This is a genomic window from Isoptericola luteus, assembly GCF_020297055.1.
Classification (GTDB): Bacteria; Actinomycetota; Actinomycetes; order Actinomycetales; family Cellulomonadaceae; genus Isoptericola; species Isoptericola luteus.
The window spans coordinates 417,064-438,376 of sequence record NZ_JAIXCQ010000002.1 but is presented as its reverse complement, the minus strand read 5'-3'; the positions used below and the strand labels follow the sequence as shown (position 1 = coordinate 438,376).

At 73.9% G+C, this 21,313-nt stretch carries 17 protein-coding genes and 3 tRNA genes; 17 read left to right on the top strand and 3 right to left on the bottom strand.

Annotated features, from left to right (window positions below; all coding sequences use genetic code 11):
- The first annotated feature begins 219 nt into the window (after nt 1–219).
- The 4 genes from LEP48_RS05055 to LEP48_RS05040 all read left to right on the top strand — a co-directional run bounded on the left by LEP48_RS05055 (nt 220) and on the right by LEP48_RS05040 (nt 4,427).
- Entirely contained in the window at nt 220–798 is a 579-nt protein-coding gene (locus LEP48_RS05055; RefSeq protein ID WP_225564477.1) for a hypothetical protein, read from the top strand.
- A 213-nt stretch (nt 799–1,011) separates the two neighbouring features.
- A complete protein-coding gene (locus tag LEP48_RS05050) occupies nt 1,012–2,424 on the top strand; it encodes an FAD-dependent oxidoreductase (RefSeq protein WP_225564476.1) in 1,413 nt (470 codons plus the stop codon).
- 109 nt (nt 2,425–2,533) lie between these two features.
- The gene (gene htpX / locus LEP48_RS05045; RefSeq protein WP_225564475.1) at nt 2,534–3,427 is read left to right on the top strand and encodes a zinc metalloprotease HtpX; all 894 of its coding nucleotides are present in this window, start codon (nt 2,534–2,536) and stop codon (nt 3,425–3,427) included.
- 106 nt (nt 3,428–3,533) lie between these two features.
- Nucleotides 3,534–4,427 (top strand): potassium channel family protein, encoded by an 894-nt coding sequence (locus LEP48_RS05040; protein WP_225564474.1) that lies wholly within the window; start codon nt 3,534–3,536, stop codon nt 4,425–4,427.
- Here the strand turns inward: LEP48_RS05040 and LEP48_RS05035 are convergent.
- Nucleotides 4,400–5,344 (bottom strand): HAD family hydrolase, encoded by a 945-nt coding sequence (locus tag LEP48_RS05035; RefSeq protein WP_225564473.1) that lies wholly within the window; start codon nt 5,342–5,344, stop codon nt 4,400–4,402. The two genes, LEP48_RS05040 and LEP48_RS05035, sit on opposite strands and share 28 nt — an antisense overlap.
- Nucleotides 5,341–5,835, bottom strand: coding sequence for a YajQ family cyclic di-GMP-binding protein (locus tag LEP48_RS05030; RefSeq protein WP_225564472.1), 495 nt, complete (start codon nt 5,833–5,835; stop codon nt 5,341–5,343). The genes LEP48_RS05035 and LEP48_RS05030 overlap by 4 nt, the downstream gene beginning before the upstream one ends.
- 258 nt (nt 5,836–6,093) lie before the next feature.
- Between LEP48_RS05030 and LEP48_RS05025 the strand changes: the two genes are divergently transcribed.
- From LEP48_RS05025 to LEP48_RS04990, 8 genes are all read left to right on the top strand, one after another.
- Nucleotides 6,094–6,999 (top strand): CAP domain-containing protein, encoded by a 906-nt coding sequence (locus LEP48_RS05025; protein WP_225564471.1) that lies wholly within the window; start codon nt 6,094–6,096, stop codon nt 6,997–6,999.
- A 104-nt stretch (nt 7,000–7,103) separates the two neighbouring features.
- Nucleotides 7,104–7,188 (top strand) — tRNA-Tyr (locus LEP48_RS05020).
- A gap of 129 nt (nt 7,189–7,317) precedes the next feature.
- Nucleotides 7,318–7,390, top strand: a tRNA-Thr gene (locus LEP48_RS05015).
- Nucleotides 7,391–7,454: 64 nt separating this feature from the next.
- Nucleotides 7,455–7,531 (top strand) — tRNA-Met (locus LEP48_RS05010).
- A gap of 83 nt (nt 7,532–7,614) precedes the next feature.
- Nucleotides 7,615–7,785 carry a 50S ribosomal protein L33 gene (rpmG, locus tag LEP48_RS05005; protein WP_013837798.1) on the top strand — a complete coding sequence of 57 codons (171 nt, stop codon included), beginning with the start codon at nt 7,615–7,617 and terminating at the stop codon, nt 7,783–7,785.
- Nucleotides 7,786–7,814: 29 nt separating this feature from the next.
- Nucleotides 7,815–8,270 (top strand): FAS1-like dehydratase domain-containing protein, encoded by a 456-nt coding sequence (locus LEP48_RS05000; RefSeq protein ID WP_225564470.1) that lies wholly within the window; start codon nt 7,815–7,817, stop codon nt 8,268–8,270.
- Nucleotides 8,270–8,707, top strand: a complete 438-nt coding sequence (locus tag LEP48_RS04995; RefSeq protein ID WP_225564469.1) for a MaoC family dehydratase — start codon at nt 8,270–8,272, stop codon at nt 8,705–8,707. The genes LEP48_RS05000 and LEP48_RS04995 overlap by 1 nt, the downstream gene beginning before the upstream one ends.
- Nucleotides 8,708–8,824: 117 nt before the next feature.
- Nucleotides 8,825–11,041 carry an N-acetylmuramoyl-L-alanine amidase gene (locus LEP48_RS04990; RefSeq protein WP_225564468.1) on the top strand — a complete coding sequence of 739 codons (2,217 nt, stop codon included), beginning with the start codon at nt 8,825–8,827 and terminating at the stop codon, nt 11,039–11,041.
- Nucleotides 11,042–11,166: 125 nt separating this feature from the next.
- On the opposite strand, the gene LEP48_RS04985 is transcribed toward LEP48_RS04990, so the two are convergent.
- Nucleotides 11,167–12,498 (bottom strand): C39 family peptidase, encoded by a 1,332-nt coding sequence (locus LEP48_RS04985; protein ID WP_225564467.1) that lies wholly within the window; start codon nt 12,496–12,498, stop codon nt 11,167–11,169.
- A 245-nt stretch (nt 12,499–12,743) separates the two neighbouring features.
- Between LEP48_RS04985 and LEP48_RS04980 the strand changes: the two genes are divergently transcribed.
- The 5 genes from LEP48_RS04980 to LEP48_RS04960 are packed head-to-tail and all read left to right on the top strand — an operon-like array spanning nt 12,744 to nt 21,295.
- Nucleotides 12,744–14,318, top strand: a complete 1,575-nt coding sequence (locus tag LEP48_RS04980) for a pyridoxal phosphate-dependent decarboxylase family protein (protein WP_225564466.1) — start codon at nt 12,744–12,746, stop codon at nt 14,316–14,318.
- Nucleotides 14,315–15,682: a lysine N(6)-hydroxylase/L-ornithine N(5)-oxygenase family protein gene (locus tag LEP48_RS04975; protein WP_225564465.1), complete on the top strand. Its 1,368-nt coding sequence runs from the start codon at nt 14,315–14,317 to the stop codon at nt 15,680–15,682. Before LEP48_RS04980 ends, LEP48_RS04975 begins: the two co-directional genes overlap by 4 nt.
- Nucleotides 15,679–18,303: a GNAT family N-acetyltransferase gene (locus tag LEP48_RS04970; protein WP_225564464.1), complete on the top strand. Its 2,625-nt coding sequence runs from the start codon at nt 15,679–15,681 to the stop codon at nt 18,301–18,303. Before LEP48_RS04975 ends, LEP48_RS04970 begins: the two co-directional genes overlap by 4 nt.
- On the top strand, nt 18,300–20,549 hold the full coding sequence (locus LEP48_RS04965) for a penicillin acylase family protein (protein ID WP_225564463.1): 2,250 nt from the start codon (nt 18,300–18,302) through the stop codon (nt 20,547–20,549). Before LEP48_RS04970 ends, LEP48_RS04965 begins: the two co-directional genes overlap by 4 nt.
- Nucleotides 20,546–21,295 (top strand): GNAT family N-acetyltransferase, encoded by a 750-nt coding sequence (locus LEP48_RS04960; RefSeq protein ID WP_225564462.1) that lies wholly within the window; start codon nt 20,546–20,548, stop codon nt 21,293–21,295. Before LEP48_RS04965 ends, LEP48_RS04960 begins: the two co-directional genes overlap by 4 nt.
- Nucleotides 21,296–21,313: the final 18 nt, after the last annotated feature.

The following is a 21,313-nucleotide window of genomic DNA, read 5'->3' as shown; positions in this document are numbered from 1 at the left end:
GACGCGGACGCGCAGCTCGCGCAGGGCATCCGCGGCTGACGTCGGTCAGCTCGCGCCGGCCTTCGTGCCGGTGCTTCGAGGGGCGGTCCGGGACTCCCGGACCGCCCCTCGGTGCGTGCACGACACCTCAGGCACGCACGGAGAGCCGCACGGAGCGGCGCGATCCGATCCGGCCCTCATCATGGTGTCGCCCCACCCCGTCGTCCGTCAGGAGACCGTATGAACGCCGGCGCCCGCCGCACGCTCTTCACCACCGTGCTCGTCCTCTTCTTCGTGGTCTCCGTCGCGCGGCTGGTGGTCATGACCCGGCGCGACGGGCTCGAGAGCGCCACGGTGTGGATCGCGGTCCTGGTGGTGGCGCTGATCATCGTGGTGACGCTCGCGGTGATCGTGCGGCGGGCGCGGTCGGTGGCGGCGCACGTCGCCCGGCGCCGGCCCGGAGTGCCGGTGATCCCCGTGTTCACGACCGGCGAGACGCGCGACGAGGCGCAGGCGGCCGGCGCCCCGGTGCGGGGCATCGCCGCGACCGGGGGCAGTCCGGCGGCCCTGGCGCTCGTGCCCGGCGAGGTGGAGCTGTGGGTACGCCGTGAGGATGCGCCCCGCTGGTCGGTGCGCCGGGTCCACGGCGGGGCGCAGGAGGCGCGGGCCGTGTACGGCTCGCGCGGGACGGCGGCCCTGCGAGTCAGCGATGGCGCGACCTCCGTGACGGTGGTGCCCGCGTACCGGCCGCTGCGCGCGACCGGCGGGGCGGTGGGCGACGACGTCGCCCGGGCCGTCCGGGAGGTGGCAGGAGCCTGACCCGGGGAGGGGCGCGGGGCGACAAGGTCCTCGTCTGTTCCGCGAGATGACCAGCGGTCCCGAGATGCGAGACGGTTCGTTCGTGGAATGAGACGATTGTGTCACCCTAGGTAAGGGTGGACCCTGGAAGGTGAGGTAACCCTCACCTGCGAGTCAGGAGAGTCCTCCTAGAATCGAACGTCACGAGTCCCTATCCGGAAGGCGTATCTCGTCGTGAGCAGCACCCGACCTCTGCGCGTCGCCATCGTCGGCGCAGGTCCCGCCGGCATCTACGCCGCGGACATCCTGTCGAAGACCGACCTCGACGTGAGCATCGATCTCTTCGAACGTCTGCCCGCGCCGTTCGGCCTCGTGCGCTACGGCGTCGCGCCGGACCACCCGCGGATCAAGCAGATCATCGTCGCCCTGCACCGCGTCCTGGCGCGCGGTGACGTCCGCCTGCTGGCCAACGTGGACTACGGCGTCGACCTCAAGCTGGACGACCTGCGCCAGTTCTACGACGCGGTGATCTTCTCGACCGGCTCGATCCGGGACGCCGCCCTGCCGATCCCGGGCATCGACCTGGACGGCTCCTACGGCGCCGCCGACTTCGTCTCCTGGTACGACGGGCACCCCGACGTGCCGCGCACCTGGCCGCTGGAGGCCAAGGAGGTCGCCGTCCTCGGTGCGGGGAACGTGGCGCTCGACGTCGCCCGCGTCCTGGCCAAGCACGCGGACGACCTGCTGCCCACCGAGATCCCGTCGAACGTCTACGACACGCTCAAGACGTCGCCCGTGACCGACGTGCACGTCTTCGCGCGCCGCGGCCCGGCCCAGGTGAAGTTCTCGCCGCTCGAGCTGCGCGAGCTGGGCCACGTGAAGGACGTCGACATCGTCGTCTACCCGGAGGACTACGACTTCGACGAGGGCTCGATGTCGGCGATCGAGTCGTCGAACCAGACCAAGCAGGTCGTCAAGACCCTCACCGACTGGACGCTCGTCGAGCCGTCCACGCAGAAGGCCTCGCGTCGCCTGCACCTGCACTTCCTGCACGCCCCGGTCGAGATCGTGGGCACCGACGGCAAGGTCACCGGCCTGCGCACCGAACGCACCGCGCTGCAGGGCGACGGGACCGTCAAGGGCACCGGCGAGCTCCACGACTTCCCCGTCCAGGCCGTCTACCGCGCCGTCGGCTACTTCGGCTCCCCGCTGGCGGAGATTCCCTTCGACGAGCTCAAGGGCGTCATCTCCAACCGTGAGGGGCGCGTCGTCGACCTGGACGGCGAGCACCTGCCGGGCGTCTACGCCACGGGCTGGATCAAGCGCGGGCCCGTGGGCCTCATCGGGCACACCAAGTCGGACGCGTCGGAGACGATCCGCCACCTCGTCGAGGACGTCACCGGCGTGGGCGACGGCGGCGACGTCAGCACCGGCGACCTGGCCGGCGGGCGCTCCGCCGACCACGGCGACCCCCAGGCGGTCCTGGACTTCCTCGCCGACCGCGGCGTCGACGTGGTCGAGTGGGCCGACTTCGAGAAGCTCGACGCTCACGAGCAGGCCCTCGGCGAGCCGCACGGTCGCGAGCGCATCAAGGTCGTGCCGCGCGAGGAGATGCTCGACATCGCCAAGGGGCGCTCGGACTCCTGACGTCCGCGGGTGGGCGGGAACCTCGCCCGCCCGCGGAGCGTTCCCCCGGTGGGATCCTGTCGGTGCACCCCTGCACCGGCAGGGCGCACGGAGGGAGACGGCACCACACATGGGCCACCAGCATTTCAACGGTCTCAAGACGGCGGCGCTGTTCGGCGGCATGTGGGCCGTCGTCCTCGGTCTGTGGGCGCTGTTCTTCCGCGGCAGCCAGTCCATGCTGTTCGTGTTCGTGGCGATCGGTCTGATCACCACGTTCGTCAGCTACTGGAACTCCGACAAGATCGCCATCCGCGCGATGCACGCGTACCCGGTGACGGAGCTCGAGGCGCCGGAGATGCACCGCATCGTGCGCGAGCTGTCCACCGCGGCCCGTCAGCCGATGCCGCGGCTGTACATCTCGCCCACCCAGGCGCCGAACGCGTTCGCGACGGGTCGCAACCCCAAGAACGCCGCGGTGTGCTGCACGGAGGGGATCCTGCGCCTGCTCGACGAGCGGGAGCTGCGCGGGGTGCTCGGGCACGAGCTCATGCACGTCTACAACCGGGACATCCTCACGTCGTCGGTCGCGTCCGCGATGGCGGGCGTGATCACGTCGCTGGCGCAGTTCCTGCTCTTCTTCGGCGGTGGGGACCGCCGCGAGGGCGGCAACCCGCTGGCCGCGCTCGCGCTGGCCATCCTGGCGCCGTTCGCGGCGATGCTGATCCAGATGGCGATCTCCCGCACACGTGAGTACGACGCGGACGAGGACGGGGCGAAGCTCACCGGCGACCCGATGGCGCTCGCGTCGGCGCTGCGCAAGCTGGAGTCCGGTACCGCCAAGGCCCCGCTGCCGCAGACCCGGGAGCTGGAGAACGTCTCGCACCTCATGCTCGCCAACCCGTTCCGCGGCGCGGGCATGGCCAAGCTGTTCGCCACCCACCCGCCGATGTCGGAGCGTATCTCGCGCCTCGAGAAGATGGCCGGCGGCACAGGCTTCGGCCCGGGCGGCATCACCCGCTACTGATCCCGCCGGCCGCGCCGTCGCGACCGTCCCCGCGGCCGCTGCCGTCCCCGCGGCCGCTGCCGTCCCGGCGGGCACGTGCGCACCGGTTCTGGCAGGCTGACCGGCGATGTCCCGCGATCCCGCAGGTCCCGTAGGCCCCGCGGTCCCGGCCGACCCCGCCGGGACGCCGTCGTCCGAGCCGCCCGCGCACCCGGACGCCGCCAGGGCGCGCCTGCGCCGCTGGCAGGCGGCGACGGAACGACCGCTCACGGCCATGGCGCTGCTGTTCCTGGTGGCCTACGCGGTGCCGGTGGCCCGGCCGGACGTCTCCGCGGACGTGCGGTCGGCGTGCACGGCGGTGCTCGTCCTCACGTGGCTGGTCTTCGTCGTGGACTACGTGGTGCGGGTCCGCCTCGCCCCGCACCCGAGGACGTACGTGCGCCGGCACCTCCTCGAGCTGGCCGTCGTGGTGCTGCCGGTGCTCCGGCCGCTGCTGCTCATCTCGGTGGTGGCCCGGCTCGGGCGCCTGAACGCGTTGCGCTTGCGCGGCAAGGTGGTGCGGTTCGCCGCGACGGGTACGGCGCTGCTCGTGCTGGTGGGTGCGCTCACCGTCACGCAGGCGGAACGTGGTGCGCCCGGGGCGAGCATCGACAACCTCGGGGACGGGTTCTGGTGGGTGATGGTCACCATCACGACGGTCGGCTACGGCGACATGGCTCCCGTGACCGGAGTGGGACGCGTCATCGCGGTCGGCCTCATGCTCGGGGGGATCGCGCTGCTGGGCGTCGTCACGGCGACGCTGGCGTCGTGGCTGGTCGAGCAGGTCGTGGCGTCGCCGGACCGGGAGGTCGGCGACGACGGTGGGGGCACCGGCGCGTCGATCGGGGGGATGGGGGACCTGCCGGCGAGCCGCGTCCAGGTGACGCTGCTGACTGCCGAGGTGCAGGCCCTGCGCGCGGAGCTCGCCGCGGTGGAGCGCCGCGACGAGAACCGTCAGGCGGGCGGTACCACCGAGGACTGAGGGGCCGTCGCGGCCGACGGGCCGCTGAGGCCGGCCAGCGGCGCGCGAGCGGACCGGAGCGCCTGCTCGAGCGCCGCGGCGACGCCGTCGCGGTCGTTGGCGCCCACGACGGCGTCGGCGCAGGCGAGCACGTCGGGGTGGGCGTTCGCGACGGCATGGCCCCGCCCCGCCCACCGCAGCATGGGTAGGTCGTTGGGCATGTCGCCGAACGCCCACACGTCCCGCGCGTCGATGTCGAGCCGGTCGCACCACCGGGCGAGGGCCACGTCCTTCGTGACGCCGGGCGCGAGGAGCTCGGCGAGCCCCGCCGCCCCCGAGTAGTGCAGCTCGGCACGCCCGGTGACGGCGGACCGCACCTGGTGGAAGAACGCGTCCTGGGCGGCGTCCTCGACGTGACCCTGCTGCACCACCCCGAAGCCCTGGGCCGGGGTGTCCGGCCGCACGGCGAGCAGCTTGGTCACGGTCCCCGCACCGGCGGCGGCCAGCGCGTCCTCGACGGGGCGCGCCCGCAGGCCGGCCGGGAGGTCCGGCTCGCCCTCGGGGAACGCGGGGTCGAAGAACGGGCCGGAGACGAGCTCCACCGCGAGCGCGACGCCGGGCACGGCCTGCCGGAGCGCCTTGATCAGGTCCTGGACGTCGTCGGCGGCGAATCCGTGCACCTCCAGGGCGCTCCCGCCGTCCAGGTCCCACACGGCCGCCCCCCCGAGGCAGATCACGCGGCCGTGCCCGCCCACGTAGCGGGACAGGGTGTCGAGCCAGCGCGGCGGGCGAGCCGTGACGAACACGACCTCGACCCCCGCGGCCTCGGCGGCGGCGAGCGCGCGGCGGGTGCGGTCGGACACCGTGCCGCCGCTCGTCAACAGTGTGCCGTCGAGGTCCGTCGCGACCAGGCGCGGCAGCGGCCCCGCGGTGGTCACCGGTAGTTCGTGAACTGCAGCGCGACGTCGAGGTCGGCGCCCTTGAGGAGGGCGATGACCGACTGCAGGTCGTCCCGGGACTTGCTGCTCACGCGCACCTCGTCACCGGTGATCTGCGTCTTGGCGCCCTTGGGTCCCTCGTCGCGGATGATCTTGGTGATCTTCTTGGCCTCCTCGCTGGACAGCCCTTCCTTGAGGGTGGCCCCGAGCCGGTACTCCTTGCCCGACGGCTGCGGCTCGCCCTCGCCGGTGTCGATCGCCTTGAGCGAGACGCCGCGCCGGATGAGCTTGGTCTGGAAGACGTCGAGGATCGCGGTCACCCGCTCGGCGGAGTTGGCGACCATGAGGATCGACTCTCCGCTCCAGGTGATCGAGGCGCCGACGTTCCTGAAGTCGTAGCGCTGGGAGATCTCCTTGGCGGCCTGGTTGAGGGCGTTGTCGACCTCCTGGCGATCCACCTTGCTCACGATGTCGAACGACGAGTCGGCCACGGTGCGCTCCTTCAGCTCGGGGTCAGGACCTGGGCACCACCGTAGTGCGTGCACGGGCCTCTGGGCGGGTGCCCGGGGCTGCGGGCCGCCCCGGACCCCGGGAGCGGGGCAGCCCGAGGAAAGGGGCGAACGGGGACAAAGGGACTCCGCAGTGGGTATCGTCCGAGGATGTCCTCGCAGCGCACACCCCGACACCGCGCAGGTCCCGCCTCGACGACAGCGGCGCGGGACGGACGGCCTCGGCCGTTCGCACGCCACATGCGCTCCGCACCACGAGTCCCGGTGGTCGGGGGCGTCGCGGTGGCCCTGCTGCTCGGCCCGCCGCTCGGGCTCACGCTCGCGACCGTCACCGGAGACCTCCGGCCGGAGCACGTGGGACCGTTCGGGCCGGTCGTGGCCGCCCTGCCCTGGCAGGGCGCGGACCCGCAGCGGCTGCTGGCGGAGCGGGCGCAGCTCGAGGACCGCAGCTCGCGCACGCTGGCCGGCGACGAGCGCGACGCCGACGTCGTGGACAGTGCCGTCGGCCCGGTCGACGTGTCGGACGCCCCGGACCCCGACGATGGAGCCGACGGCCCGGGCGGCGAGGACGGGGCCCAGGACACCGACGCCACCGAGACGCCGGAGGATGAGCCTGCGCCGTCGGTCTCCGAGGACGCCGCGTCCGAGCCGCCGATGGAGCCTGAACCCGAGCCTGCGGCGGACGCGGAGGCAGACCCGGGGCGCGAGACGACCTCGGCGGCGGGGTCGACGCCGAAGGCCGGCGCGTCCGCCACGCAGCCGGCTGGTCCGGGTGCGATCTCGGCCGAGGGCGTCGCAGTCGTCGAGGCGACCAACGCCGAGCGGGCCGCCGCCGGGTGCGGGCCCGTGACCGTCGACGACCGGCTCACCGCCGCGGGGCAGCTCCACAGCGAGGACATGCTCGCCGAGGGGTACTTCGACCACACGAGCCTGGACGGGCGTTCGCCGTGGGACCGGATCGAGGCGCAGGGTTACCCGACTCCCGGGGCGGAGAACATCGCCCGGGGGCAGCGCACCGCCGCCGAGGTCGTCGCCGCGTGGATGGACTCGCCGGGACACCGCGCGAACATCCTCAACTGCGGCCTGAAGGAGATCGGTGTCGGGCACGCGGACGCCGTCTGGACGCAGGTGTTCGGCTGGGGCTGACGGCGCGCCGTGGCACCCGTGACGGGTGCCACGTGGGCTGGATTTCCTGCTCGGCGCTCCGGGGCGTTATGGTTCTACCCGCAGGGCCGTCCGCGGCCGTGCACGGCAGGTTGCCCGAGCGGCCAAAGGGATCTGACTGTAAATCAGACGGCTCAGCCTTCGGGGGTTCGAATCCCTCACCTGCCACCACAGCCGGACGGGGCATCGCCCATGGGTGGTGCCCCGTCCGGTGCTCAGGGGAGGGCGGCGCACGTCGCCGTCGGGTGCGATCCAGCGGATTTCGCCCGGCGACGGAAGCCGTGTAAAGTCTTCCCCGCTGCCCCGATAGCTCAGTCGGCAGAGCGTCTCCATGGTAAGGAGAAGGTCAAGGGTTCGATTCCCTTTCGGGGCTCTGTGATACAACGCGGGACCGTCCACCGGTTGTCGGACGGGTGGTCCCGCGTTCTGTCACGCGCGGCGGGGTAGCTCAGCTGGTCAGAGCGCACGACTCATAATCGTGAGGTCGCGGGTTCGAGCCCCGCCCTCGCTACCATCCACACGGTTCGACGGCCGGCGTCGAACCGCATGTTCCTTGACGCACGTGGCGCCTTCCGGGGGCGCGAGAGGTGACACACCATGGCTTCCAAGAGCGCGGACGTCCGCCCGAAGATCACGCTCGCCTGCGTGGACTGCAAGGAGCGGAACTACATCACCAAGAAGAACCGGCGTAACGACCCGGACCGTCTCGAGCTGGCGAAGTTCTGCCCGCGCTGCGGCAAGCACACGTCGCACCGCGAGACGCGCTGACCGGTTCGTTCGCAGAGCACCGCACCGACGTGGCGAACGCTGACTTCGCAGGCCGCGAGTACCCGGCCACGGCTCCCTACAGCGTGGGGCGCGAGAAGATCCGCGAGTTCGCCTCTGCCGTCGGTGCCGACGACCCCGCCCACCACGATCTCGTGGTGGCGCGGGGTCTCGGCTATCCCGACCTGGTCGCCCCGCCGACGTTCGCCGTCGTCGTGGCGCAGCGCGCCGAGGCGCAGTACGTCCAGGACCCGGACGCCGGCGTGGACTTCTCGCGCGTGGTGCACGCCGACGAGAAGTTCGTGCACCACCGGGCGATCGTCGCCGGCGACGAGCTGGTCACCGTGCTCCATGTCGACTCGGTCACGCAGCGTGCCGGCATCGCCATGGTGACCACGCGCTGCGAGATCGCGGCGCTGACCGACGGCGGCAGCGAGCCCGTGGCGTCCGTCTCGTCCAGCCTCGTGATCCGCGGGGAGGGCTCCTGATGGCCGACACCGCCCGCCTTCGCCCGGTGCTCGCCGACCTCGCCGTGGGCGACGTCGTCGGCACGCGCACCGTGGAGCTCGACCGGTCCCGCCTGGTGCGGTACGCGGGTGCGAGCGGGGACTTCAACCCGATCCACTGGGACGAGTCGTTCGCGACCGCCGTGGGGCTGCCGGGCGTCATCGCGCACGGCATGCTCACCATGGGCTCCGTCGTCGGCGTCGTGTCCGACTGGGCGGGCGACCCGGGGGCCGTCGTGGCCTACCAGACACGGTTCACCAAGCCTGTCCCGGTCCCCGTGGCGGGGTCCGCCACCGTCGAGGTGAGCGCCACGATCGGCGCGGTCGACGCCGACGCGGGCACGGTGCGCGTCGACCTGACGGTGACGCACGAGGACGTCAAGGTCCTGGGGCGCGCGCAGGCCACCGTCCGTCTCTGACGGAGAATTTCTCGATTCCACTTCCCATGAAAGTGGATTTCACGGTTCGATGACCGTGTACGCGGAGCACTCGTCTGCCTCCGGGTGCGCACACCGTCATCGAGAGGAGCACTCCCCGTGAGATCCGTACGACGACGCACCACCGCCCTGGCCGTGGCCGGGCTGCTTGTTCCCCTGGTCGCGACACCCGCGCTCGTCGCCGGTGCCGGGCCTTCCTCCCCACCCGCGGACGGGATCAGCTGCGACGACGTCGTCGCGGCCCCCGACCGGCAGGCGGCGTTCGCCGCCGCGAGCGAGGCCACCGGAGTCCCCGCCGACCTGCTCAAGGCCGTGTCCTACCTGGAGTCCCGCTGGGACCAGCACGCCGGCGTGCCCAGCACGGACGGCGGCTACGGCGTCTTCAACCTGCTCGACCACGCCCCCGAGGCGGCGCCCGACGGCGCCGGCAAGGGCGAGCCGGGGCGCGAGCCCGTGAGCGAGGTCGCCCGGGCCGCCGCCCTCACCGGCCTCGACGAGCCCCGCCTGAAGTCGGACGCCGGCGCCAACATCTGCGGCGGTGCCGCACTGCTCGCGTTCTACCAGGAGGCCGCGGGCCTCGGCACCGACGCGGACCTCGAGGACTGGGGGGCGGCGGTGGCTCGCATGAGCGACGTGCCCGGCTTCGCCGAGCGCGTCTACACCACCCTGCGTCAGGGCCAGGAGCGCAGCACGGACGACGGCGGCACCGTCGCGCTCGCGGCGCGTCCCGAGGTCGCAGCCCTCGGTGCCCGGGCCGGTGAGGACAGCGACCCCGCGACCCACTGCCCCCGGAGCCTGGGCTGCGAGTGGCTGCCCGCCCCATACGAGAAGGGCAGCCCGGACCTGCCGGACGACACCGGGAACTACGGCAACCACGACCAGGCCGACCGCACCGGCGCGGGCGGCCCGTCGATCGAGTACATCCTCATCCACGACACCGAGACCAGCTACGACGGCACGGTGAGGCTCGTCCAGGACCCGAGCTACCTGGCGTGGAACTACACGCTGCGCTCGAGCGACGGCCACGTGGCGAACCACCTCGAGCCCGCCGACGTCGGCTGGCACGCGGGCAACTGGTACGTGAACATGCACTCCATCGGGCTGGAGCACGAGGGCTGGGCGGGCACGGCGGGCTGGTACACCGAGGCGCTGTACCAGTCGTCGGCGGAGCTGGTGCGGTACCTCGCGCACGAGCACGACGTCCCCCTGGACCGGGCGCACGTCATCGGCCACGACCAGGTGCCGGGGATCCTGCCCGGGTACACGAAGAACGTGCACTGGGACCCGGGCCCCTACTGGGACTGGGACCACTACTTCGAGCTGCTGGGGGCGCCCATCGGCGCGGGCCTGGACCCGACGACGGACGTCCAGGCGGGCGACGTCGTCGAGGTCGTGGCCGGTGACGACGAGAACACCAACCCGATCACCGGGTGCGAGCAGGCGTCGCCGGGCTCCGGCGACTGCGTCGAGGGCGCGGACACGAACTTCGTCCTCGCCTACTCCGAGCCGTCGCTCGACGCGCCCTACGCGCGCGACCCGGGCTGGAAGCCCGACGGGGCCGCGGGCACCACGCACGCCAGCGACATCAGCGCGCGCGTCACGTCGGGGCACAAGTTCGTCGTCGCCCAGGTCACGGGCGACTGGCTCGGCGTGTGGTGGGCAGGCTCGCTGGTGTGGGTCCACAACCCGGCCGAACGCCCCGTCGTCGTACCCGCCACCGGCAAGACCGTGACGGTCACGGGCACGCAGGACGCCTCGGTCTACGGCCGGGCGTACCCCGAGGCGGCCGCGTACGACCCGTACCCGGGCATCCCGGTGCAGCCGGTCACGCCCATCGAGTACACGATCGGCGCCGACCAGACGTACGTGGTCTCCGACGACGACGTGCCGGCGGACTACTACCGTGCCGTGACGTTCGACGGCTCGGGTCCTGGCGACCGGACCGACGTGCGGGGGCAGGACCACTACGTGCAGCTCTGGTACGCGCACCGGCAGGTCTTCGCCCGCACCGCCGAGCTCACCGTGCACGACCCCGTCGTCACCGACGTCGAGGGGCCGAGCATCCGGGGCAGGGCCCAGATCGGCAAGGTGCTGCGCGCCGACGTGGGGGAGTACCTGCCCGACTCGCGGCACCTGCGCACGCGCGTGCAGTGGCTGCGGGACGGTGAGCCCGTCCGCGGCGCGGACGGCCGGCGGTACCACCTGACCGGCCGCGACCGCGGGGCGGAGATCTCCGTCGCCGTCACCGTGAGCGCCCGGGGCTACGAGTCGGCGACCTTCGTCTCCGACCCCACCGCCCCCGTCCGCCCCCACTGACCGCGAGATAGAGACCCCACCCCGCCGAGATAGAGAGGTCCCCGGCACGAGATAGAGAGGTCATCTATCTCGGCTGTGGGGCCTCTCTATCTCGGCCCTGGGACCTCTCTATCTCGCGGGAGGGGTCACCAGTTGGGGGTGGCACCCGCCGGGGTGCGCGGGAGCTTCACGTGGTGCGGGTGGATGACGTACGTCAGCCCGTCGGTCGACGTCTGCCACACCCGCTCGAAGTTCTCCCGCGTGTACACGTTGCGCACGGCGTCGTTGCTCGGCTTGTTAGGGTCGTTGATGATGGGGTCGCCGTCGGCGGTGAACCCGACGAGCACGAGCAGGTGGCCGTCGGTGCCGTACCCGGCCTCCGGCATCTCGTCCTTCGAGAAGTTCACCGACATGACCAGCGGGACGCCGGCGGCGACGAGCTTCTCGGCCTCCGCCAGCGACCGCAGCCGCGTGACGAACGACTCCATACCGAACCGGTGCACGTAGGCGGTGTTGAACGGCCAGTTGCCCGCGCCCTCGTAGGCGTAGTCCCAGGCGTTCATCGCGGCGTAGTCCACCTGCGGGTCGCCTTGCGGCGCCTCGATCCCGGCCAGCTCGGACCGGGGCACCTCGAACCGCGGGCCGTAGGAGTACTGCACCATCGACGTCGACGTCGGCGAGCACCAGACCTGGCCGCCCCCGCCGAACTCCGGGTACTCGCCCCGGTGGATGTTCTGCGAGAAGCCGGGGACGTCCACCTCGACGTGCCGGCCCAGCGTGAACTCGCTCGTCCCGGTGTACCGCGACGACGGCAGGTACTCGTTGGTCATGGTCGTCACGCCCTCGAGCCGCGGCGTGGTCCGGGTGCCCTGCGGCCGGTACAGCGTGACCCGGGTCTGGAACGCCTCCGGTTCATGCCCGGTCCGGGCGACGAACGTGTCGGTGTACAGGGCTGCGTCCTCGTCGGACTGGCCGTTCACCGACGTGCGGTGGATGTCGCCCACCGCGCCGTCGTCGGGCTGGAAGTCGTCCCCGGAGGCCCAGCGTCCCATGACGAACCACTTGGTCCAGGCGCCGTCGGCTTTGCGCCCGCGGAACTCGACCTCGACCCAGGTGCCCGTCGGCGTCGTGGCGTTCCACGAGGTGACGGACTCGTCGACGGCGTAGCCGGGCTCGACCACGGGTGAGGTCCAGGTCCCGGTCTCGTAGGCGACGGCGGTGCCGTCGCCGAACGGGTCGGTGTACTCGGTGATCTCGCCGCCGCGGTGGCGGATGCCGAGCGTCCCTCCTGCGCCGGGTCGCAGGTTCTCCCACTCTCCCTGGCGCAGGTCGCCGATCCCTTCCCAGTGGGTGGCGGTGATCCTCGCGCCCGACGGCGGTGCGCCGCCCGCGCCGTCGTGCGCCTCCTGAGTCGCGCTCGCCGCACCCATCGGTACGACGACCGCGCTCGCGGCGATGGTCGCCGTCGTCACTCGCATCCAGGTCCTCCGCACGAACGCGCCAGTCATGACACCCCTCCGCAGGCGGAGGCGGCGGACGGTTCCGCCGCCCATGACGACAACTTTCCCAGACGCTGGAACTTGTGTCACTAGTTTCCGCAGGTCCGTTCCGTGGAACGGCGTAGGCCGCCCGTTGGACGCCGCCGACCTGTCGTGCTTAGGTAATGCTCACTAAGGCAAGCCTGGCCTTAGTCCGCGCGTCCGCGTCCCGAGGAGTCATATCGATGTTGAGCCCCCTGTCCGTCGACAGCACGACGACCGCACCCCGTCCCCGGTTCCTCGGGAGCGTCCCGGGACCGACGCCGACGGGCGACGTGCTGCTGCGAGGCGCGACCGCGGCACGGTACGCCGACCTCGTGCACGACGTCGCCGACGACCTCGCGGCCAGGATCGCGGCGGTCGAGCAGCCGTTCTCCGGGGCGAGCCGCCCCGAGCTCCAGGGCCTCGTCGACGCCGTCGACCTGGACGGGCTCCCCGTGGGCACCGCGGACGCACTGCGCGAGACGTCCGACCTGTTCGCGCCGCACGCGGTCTGGTTCCACCACCCGGCGTACGCGGCGCACCTCAACTGCCCCGTCGCCCTGGCCGCTGTCGGGGCGGAGGCGATGCTCGCCGCGATCAACACCTCGGTCGACACGTACGACCAGTCCACCGTGGCCACGCTCATGGAGCAGCGGCTCGTCGAGTGGGCGGCCGGCCGGGTCGGGTTCGCCTCCGGCGACGGCGTCTTCACCTCCGGTGGCACGCAGTCGAACCTGCAGGCGCTCCACCTGGCGCGTGAGCGCGCCCTGACCGACGCCCACGGCGCCCGGCTGCGCGGGCACGCGCGCCAGGAGCGCCTCGCGCGGCTGCGGGTGCTCACCACCGCGTCGAGCCACTTCAGCGTCGCCCGGGCGGCGCTGCTCCTGGGGCTCGACGACGACGCCGTGGTGGCCGTCGGCGTCGACACGGACGGACGGATGGACCCCGAGGCGCTCGCCGCCTCGCTGGTGAGCACCGCGCGGGCAGGCGACGTGGTCATGGCCGTCGTCGCGACCGCGGGCACCACCGACCGGGGCTGCGTCGACCCGCTGGAGCCGGTCGCCGACCTGTGCGACGCCGCTGGCGCCTGGCTGCACGTGGACGCCGCGTACGGCGGCGGGCTGCTGGTCTCGTCGCGCCGCCGGCACCTGCTGGCCGGGATCGAGCGGGCCCGCAGCGTCACGATCGACTTCCACAAGACCTTCTTCCAGCCGGTGTCGTCGAGCGCCCTGCTCGTCCGGGACCGCGCCGACCTGGCGCGCACCACCTGGAACGCCGACTACCTCAACCCCGCGCAGGAGGCCGGGGTGCCCAACCCGGACCTCAACCTCGTCGACAAGTCGCTGCAGACGACACGCCGGTTCGACGCGCTCAAGCTGTGGGCGACGCTGCGCGCCGTCGGCGCCGCCGGGATCGGCGAGCTGGTCGACGCCGTGTGCGATCTCGCGGCCGCCGTGCACGCCGACCTCGCCGCCGACGAGGAGCTGCGCCTCCTGGCACCCACCGACCTGTCCACCGTCCTGTTCCGCTTCCAGCCCGACGGCCTGGACGACGCGCGCGCCGACGCCCTCGTGCCGCAGGTGCGCCGCGTGCTGTTCGACTCCGGCCGCGCGCTCGTCGCCAAGACGGTGCTCGACGGGCGGCCCTGCCTCAAGCTCACGCTGCTCAACCCGGACGCCACGCCCGGCGACGTCCGCGCCGTGCTCGAGCTCGTGCGGTCCGCCGCGCACGGCCTGCTCGCGGGCCAGGAGCTGCTCTCGCAGGAGGTCGCCCGATGACCCGCACCTACGACGTGATCGGCGTCGGCATCGGGCCGTTCAACCTGGGGCTTGCCGCGCTCTCGGCCCCGCTGGACGACGTCGACGCGCTGTTCCTCGACCAGCGGGCAGGGTTCTCCTGGCACCCGGGCATGATGCTCGACGGCGCCACGATCCAGGTGCCGTTCCTCGCCGACCTGGTGACGATGGCGGACCCCACCTCGCCGTACTCGTTCCTCGCGTTCCTCAAGGCCACCGGGCGGCTCTACCCCTTCTACATCCGCGAGTCGTTCTACCCGCTGCGGTCCGAGTACGACCAGTACTGCCGCTGGGTCGCGGGCATGCTCCCGTCGCTGCGCTGGGGGCACCGGGTGGTCCGGGTGGACCGGGTCCCCGGCTCCGACGACCTGGCCGTGGTCGCCGAGGTCACCGACCCGGCGGCGTCCACGCGCACCCGGACGTACCGGGCGCGGCACGTCGTCCTCGGCACCGGGACGACGCCGCGGCTGCCCGCGCCGCTGGCGGGCCTCGCCGAGGCGGCCGGGCAGGACGCCGGCGCCGGCCCGGTGGTCCACAGCGCGGACTACCTCGCGCACCGCGACGCGCTGACGGCCTCGGGCGCCGTGACGGTCGTCGGGTCGGGCCAGTCGGCCGCCGAGGTGTACCGCGACCTCCTCGAGGGCGCGGGCCTCGATACGTACCGCGTGGACTGGGTGACCCGCTCGCCCCGGTTCTTCCCCATGGAGTACACGAAGCTCACGCTCGAGATGACGTCGCCGGAGTACACCGACCACTACCGGTCGCTGCCGACGGACCTGCGCGAGCTGCTCGGTCGCGAGCAGCGGGGCCTGTTCAAGGGCATCAGCGCCGACCTCGTCGACGACATCTACGACACGCTCTACCGTCGCACCGCCCTCGGGCGGGAGGTCCCGACGACGCTCCTGACCGACACGGAGGTCGTCGCGGCGCGCGTCGCCGAGGGTCAGGGGGAGCTCGAGCTCACGCTGCGCCACGGCCAGCTGGGCACGGTCGCGGTGCACCGTACGCGCGCCGTCGTCGCCGCGACCGGGTACGGCTCCGGTGTGCCGGGCTTCCTGGCGCCGGGACTGGCTCGGCTCGACGAGCTGGGCCGCCTGGACGTCGCCCGCGACTACACCGTGGACGACGCCGGGCGGCTGCACGCGTCCGGCACCGAGGTGCACACCCACGGCGTCACGGCGCCGGACCTGGGGTTCGCGCCCTGGCGCAACTCCGTGATCCTCGCCCGGGTGACCGGCCGGGAGCCGTACCCGGTCGAGGAGCGGATCGTCTTCCAGACCTTCGGTCTGCCCGGCGGCGTTCCCGCCGCGTCGACCACCCCTCGAGACACGGAGGCAGCGCGATGACCGCGGCGACCGAGACGACCGCGGCGACCGCGACGGCGGACGTGCCCGCCGTCCCGCACCCGGCGTTCGCGTCGCAGGCGCCGCGCGTCGGCGTCCTCACGCTGGAGCCGGTCGACCCGGCCCGCGACGCCGCCACCGTGCACGCCTGGCTGGCCCACCCGGCGTCGGTGTTCTGGCGGATGGGACACCTGGGTGCGGCAGAGGTGCGTGACTACCTCACCGTCGTCGTCGCCGACGCGCACCAGGATGCGTGGCTCGGGTGCGTCGACGGCGCACCCACCTTCTACGTCGAGACCTACGACCCGGCGCACGGGCCGCTCGCCGGCGTGCACGAGCCGGTGCCCGGCGACCTCGGGATGCACCTGCTGGTCGCGCCGCCGCCCCTCGACCGGGCCCACCGCACGCGCGGCCTCACCGACGCGGTGATGCGCGCCGTCGTGGAGTTCTGCCTGGCCCCGCGCCCCGCGGGCCGCGGGGCCGCGCGGGTGGTCGTCGAGCCCGACGTCGCGAACCGTGCCGTCGCCGCCAAGAACGCGGCGGCCGGGTTCCGCGTGCTGCGCCACGTCGACGTCACCGACGGCGGGCACACCAAGCGCGCGGCGCTGAGCGTCTGCACGCGCGAGGACTTCGCGGCGTCCCCGCTGGGCCCGGGCGTCGACGCCGCACCGCACCTGCGCCCCGACCTGGCCGAGGCCGCGCACCGGCACCTGGCCGCCAAGGTGCTCGGCGAGCTGGCCCACGAGCGGCTGTTCCGCCCCACCCCTGATCGTTGTGGGCGGGGGGGGGGGGGGGGGGGGGGGCCCCCCGCCCCCGCCCCCCCCCCCCCCCCGCCCCCCCCCCCCGCTCACAACGATCAGGGGTGGGGCGGCGGGGCAGGGGGCGCGAGCCGGCCGACCGGGTACGCCCTCGCCCTCGACGGTGTCACGTACCGGTTCGCGGCGCGCACGTTCGCGCTCGAGCACTGGGTGGTGGACCCGGCGTCGATCACCCGCACGGCGGGCCGGGCCGAGCTCCCGGTCGACGTGCTCGAGCTGGTCGTCGAGCTGCAGCCGTTGCTGTCGATCCCCGACGACCTGGTCGCCACCTATCTCGAGGAGCTCTCGGCCACGCTCGCGGCAGCGTGCGCCAAGCGGGAGCGCGAGCTCGCCGGCGGCTCGCCGCAGGTCCCGGCCCTCGTGGCCACGCTCGCTCCGGCGCCCGCCGCCCACGACACGGACGACGAAGCGGACGACGAAGCGGACGACGACGCGCGACGTCGCGCCGACGCCTTCCAGGAGACCGAGGCGGCGATGACCGAGGGGCACCCGGGCTTCGTGGCCAACAACGGGCGGATCGGCTTCTCCCTCGACGACTACCGCGCCTACGCCCCGGAGCGCGGGCAGCGCCTGCGCCTGATGTGGCTCGCCGCCCGGCGCGAGCACACGCACCTGGCGCTCGCGGCCGACCAGTCCGAGCGCCGTCTGTACGACGCGGAGCTGAGCGGCGCCGAGCGGGCGGCCTTCGGCGACCGGCTCGCCGCGCGCGGACTGGACCGGGCGGACTACCTCTACCTGCCCGTGCACCCCTGGCAGTGGCAGCACCGGGTGCCGATCACGTTCGCGGCGGACGTCGCGCGCGACGATCTCGTGCCCCTCGGCCCGGGAGCCGACGAGTACCAGCCCCAGCAGTCGATCCGCACCTTGTTCAACCGCACGCGGCCGGGACGGCACTACGTCAAGACGGCGCTGGCCATCCAGAACATGGGGTTCCTGCGGGGGCTCTCCCCGGCGTACATGCGGGCCACGCCCGCGATCAACGACTGGGTGGCCGACGTCGTGGACTCCGACCCGACGCTGGGCGCCGCCGGCTTCCGGATCCTGCGGGAGGTGGCCTCGGTCGGCTACACCGGCGACGTCTACCACCGCACCGCGCGCCCCAGCGCGCACCGCAAGATGCTCGCCGCACTGTGGCGCGAGTCCCCGCTGCCGCGCACGGGACCGGGCGAACGGCTCGTCACCATGGCCGCCCTGCTGCACCGCGACGCCGCGGGGACGGCGCTGGTCACGTCGCTCGTGCGGGCGTCGGGCGTGGAGCCGCAGCGCTGGTTGCAGGCGTACCTCGACGCCTACCTGTACCCGGTGGTGCACTGCCTGCTCGCGCACCGGCTCGCCTTCATGCCGCACGGGGAGAACCTCGTCCTGGTGCTGCGCGACGGTGTGGTGCGCCGCGCGCTCATGAAGGACGTCGGCGAGGAGGTGTCCGTCCTGTCGGGCGGCGCGGGGCTGCCGCCGCAGGTGGCGCGGATCGGCACGACCGTCGACGACGACGAGCAGGCGCTCGCCGTCTTCACCGACGTGTTCGACGGGGTGCTGCGGCACCTCGCCGGTATCCTCGCCGTGGACGGCGTCCTGGCCGAGGACCGGTTCTGGGCGACGGTGCGGGCGACGCTGGACCGGCACCGCGACGAGCACCCCGGCGTCGGCGCGGGCGTCGACCTGCGCGCGCCGCGGTTCGCGCACTCGTGCCTCAACCGGCTGCAGCTGCGCAACACCCTGCAGATGGTGGACCTCGCCGACCAGTCGGCCTCGCTGCTGTACGCGGGGTCGATGGCGAACCCGGTGGCGGACGGCGCCTGGTCGTGACGCCCGGTACCGGTGCCCGTGCCGCGGACGGCGTCCCGGGAGGCGCGACGGGGAGCCGGTTCGAGCTGTTCCGCGACGCGTGGGGCGTGCCGCACGTGCGGGGCGTCACCGAGCTCGACGTGTCCTTCGGGCAGGGCTATGCGGCGGGCCTGGACCGGGGCTGGCAGGTCCTGGTCGCCCGGTGGCAGGTCGAGGGCCGGTTCGCGGCCCGGTTCGGCGCGGCCGGGCTGGCGTGGGACCGGTTCGCCGTGCGCGTGCGGCTGCGGGACACCGTGCTGCGGGTCTGGGACGCGCTGCCGCCGGCCGAGCGCCGGTGGGTGGCCGCTCACGCGGCCGGGGTGCGCGCCGGGCTTGCCTCGGGCGGCAGCGACGCCCCCGAGATCGACCGCCTCCGGGGCGCGCTCGGGGGTGCGCCGCTGCCCGACGACGACGCGTGGCCCGAATGGATGCCGGTCGGGGTGTTCCTGCTCAACCACGTGCTGTTCAGCGGGTTCGCGCACCTGCTCTGGCGTGAGCACGCGCTGCGCACGCTCGGTGACGACGCGCGGGCCCTCGGGCTGCTGGGGGCAGACGGCGGGCCGTCGTCCGGGTCCAACGCCTGGGCGCTGCACGGCTCGCGGACCGCGTCGGGGCTCCCGCTGCTGGCCGGCGACCCGCACCGGCTGCTCGAGCTGCCGGGCGTCTACCAGCAGGTGCGGCTCGCGTGCACGGGGCCCGACGGCGCGTTCGACGTGCTGGGCCTGGCCTTCCCCGGCGTACCGGGCGTGCCGCACTTCGGCCAGACGAGCGGGCGGGCCGGGTCCGCCGCGTGGGGCATCACCAACGCGCTGGCACACCACGTCGAGCTGTTCACCGAGGACCTGCCGGGGCAGGTCACGGCGTCCGGAGCCGACCTGGTGCCCGTGCGCGGGGGCGAGCCGGTCCCGGTGGTGTGGACCGAGACTCCTCGCGGGCCCGTGGTCACCGACCGGCACAGCGTGCGCTGGCCGGTGCGCGTGAGGGCGGACGCCGGTGTCGCGGCGTGGCGACGGCTCCAGCACGCCGTCACGGCCGACGACGTCGCCGCGGCCTTCGCCGGTTGGGTCGACCCGGTGCACCGGGTGCTGGCCGCCGACTCCGGCGGGTCTGTGGTGAGCCTCACCGCGGGACTCGTGCCGGACGTCGCCCGTGCGGACCGCGAGCGCCCGCGCCCGGCACCCGCGGTGGCGCCGCCGTGGCGCCCGCCCGCCGCCGTCGTCCAGGTCGCCGACGTCGCCGTGGACGCCAACGAGCGCCCGCGCGACCCTGCCGCCGACCTCGGGTACGCCTACGCCGAGCACCGCGCCGACCGCATCCGGGCGCTGCTGGCGCAGGCGTCGGGCGGCACGGCCGGCGGGGCGACGCCCCGCGCACAGGAGCGGATCCTGGGCGACACGCAGGACGCCGGCGCCGCGGCGCTGGTGGGCTGGCTCGACGCCGAGGCCGAGCCGGACGACGCGCCGGACGACGAGGCGGGCCGTCTCGCGGACCGGCTGCGGGCGTGGGCGGCGGCCGGCGCCCGGATGGACGCGGAGAGCACCGACGCGGCGGTGTTCGCCCGCTGGCGGCACGCGCTGGTGCGGCGGATGGCGGCGCACCCGGCGCTCGCGCCGCTGCACGCCGATCCGGCGCTCCCGGCGATCTTCGCGCCCTGGCTGGACGTCACCGCCCGCGTGTCCGATGTCCTGCCGCGCCTCCTCGCCGCCGCCGACGGTCGCGTCGTCGGCGGGCACCGGCTCGACGCGCGTGCCGAGGCGGCGGCCGCGTTCGCGGAGGTCGTGGCCTCGCTGCGCCGCGAGACCGGCGACCGCACCGGCGACGGGCCCGACGGCGAGGGCGACCCGTTCTCCGGGGCGGCCGCGACGTGGGGAGACCTGCACCGGCTGCACCCGCTGCACGCGCTCGGCGAGCTCGCGGGCGCCGACGCGCAGGGCGTCGTCGTGCCGGACGTCCCCGCGGTGGCGCTCGGTGGCGCCGGCGACACGGTCCGCTGCACCGGCGGGGTGCCCGGGGTGACGTTCCTCGCCTCCCGTGGTTCGGTGGCGCGCTGGGTGTGGGACCTCGGCGACCGACGCCGGAGCCGGTGGGGCGTCCCCTTCGGCGCGAGCGGCGACCCTGGCTCGCCGCATTTCGCGGACCAGCACGAGCTGTGGGCGCAGGCCCGCACCACGGCGATCGAGACCGACTGGGCGCGGCTGCGTCCCGAGCACCCGCAGGAGGACCGATGACCACCTCACCCGCCCCCGGCCCCACGACCACCGACCGCACGACCACCGACCGCACGCCGGCTGACCGGGCGACCCCGCCCCGCACCTCGCCGTCCGACCGGCTCCTGCACGGCCGGCGCGGGCAGGAGGTGTGGCGCCGCGAGCTGCCGGGAGCGGGGAAGGTCACGGCGCACGTGGTGGACCCCGACGGCGACCTCGACGTGCTGCACGCGTGGGTGACGGCGCGGCACGCGGGCTTCTGGGGACTGGCCGACCTGGACCGCGAGGAGCTGCGCGCCACGTACGCCTTCGTCGACGCGCTGCCCACCCACGAGGCGTACCTGCTGCGCTGGGACGGTGAGCCGGTCGCGCTGGTGCAGCTCTACCACCCGGAGGACGACCCGGTCGCCGCCGCGTACGAGGTGCGCGAGGGGGACCTGGGCCTGCACTTCTTCAAGGGCGGTGACGGGCCGGCCGCCGCCCACGGCGTCGAGCCCTGGTCGGTGGTCGGCCCCGCCGCGCTCGGCTTCGCGCTCGCCGCGCCGGGGACGCGTCGCCTGGTCGTGGAGCCGGACGCCCGGAACCGGGCCGCCGTCGCCCGCATGGTCGCCTTCGGCTTCGAGCCCGCGGGCACCGTCCGGTTCACCTCGCCGCACGGACCCAAGGAGGCGGTGCTGGCGTTCTGCGGCAGGGAACGAGGGCTGGAGATCGCCGCGACCCACGCCGCCAGCACCGCCACCGCCGGAGCCACGGAGCGGACCAGCTAGCCGACCGGCGCCGAGGGC

Coding starts and splice junctions, on each gene's coding strand:
- LEP48_RS04970 (WP_225564464.1), top strand. CDS start 15,679: ATGACCGCGGCGACCGAGACGACCGCGGCGACCGCGACGGCGGACGTG.
- LEP48_RS04995 (WP_225564469.1), top strand. CDS start 8,270: ATGGCCGACACCGCCCGCCTTCGCCCGGTGCTCGCCGACCTCGCCGTG.
- LEP48_RS04960 (WP_225564462.1), top strand. CDS start 20,546: ATGACCACCTCACCCGCCCCCGGCCCCACGACCACCGACCGCACGACC.
- htpX (WP_225564475.1), top strand. CDS start 2,534: ATGGGCCACCAGCATTTCAACGGTCTCAAGACGGCGGCGCTGTTCGGC.
- LEP48_RS04985 (WP_225564467.1), bottom strand. CDS start 12,498: ATGCGAGTGACGACGGCGACCATCGCCGCGAGCGCGGTCGTCGTACCG.
- LEP48_RS04975 (WP_225564465.1), top strand. CDS start 14,315: ATGACCCGCACCTACGACGTGATCGGCGTCGGCATCGGGCCGTTCAAC.
- LEP48_RS04980 (WP_225564466.1), top strand. CDS start 12,744: ATGTTGAGCCCCCTGTCCGTCGACAGCACGACGACCGCACCCCGTCCC.
- LEP48_RS05025 (WP_225564471.1), top strand. CDS start 6,094: ATGCGCTCCGCACCACGAGTCCCGGTGGTCGGGGGCGTCGCGGTGGCC.
- LEP48_RS05055 (WP_225564477.1), top strand. CDS start 220: ATGAACGCCGGCGCCCGCCGCACGCTCTTCACCACCGTGCTCGTCCTC.
- LEP48_RS05040 (WP_225564474.1), top strand. CDS start 3,534: ATGTCCCGCGATCCCGCAGGTCCCGTAGGCCCCGCGGTCCCGGCCGAC.
- rpmG (WP_013837798.1), top strand. CDS start 7,615: ATGGCTTCCAAGAGCGCGGACGTCCGCCCGAAGATCACGCTCGCCTGC.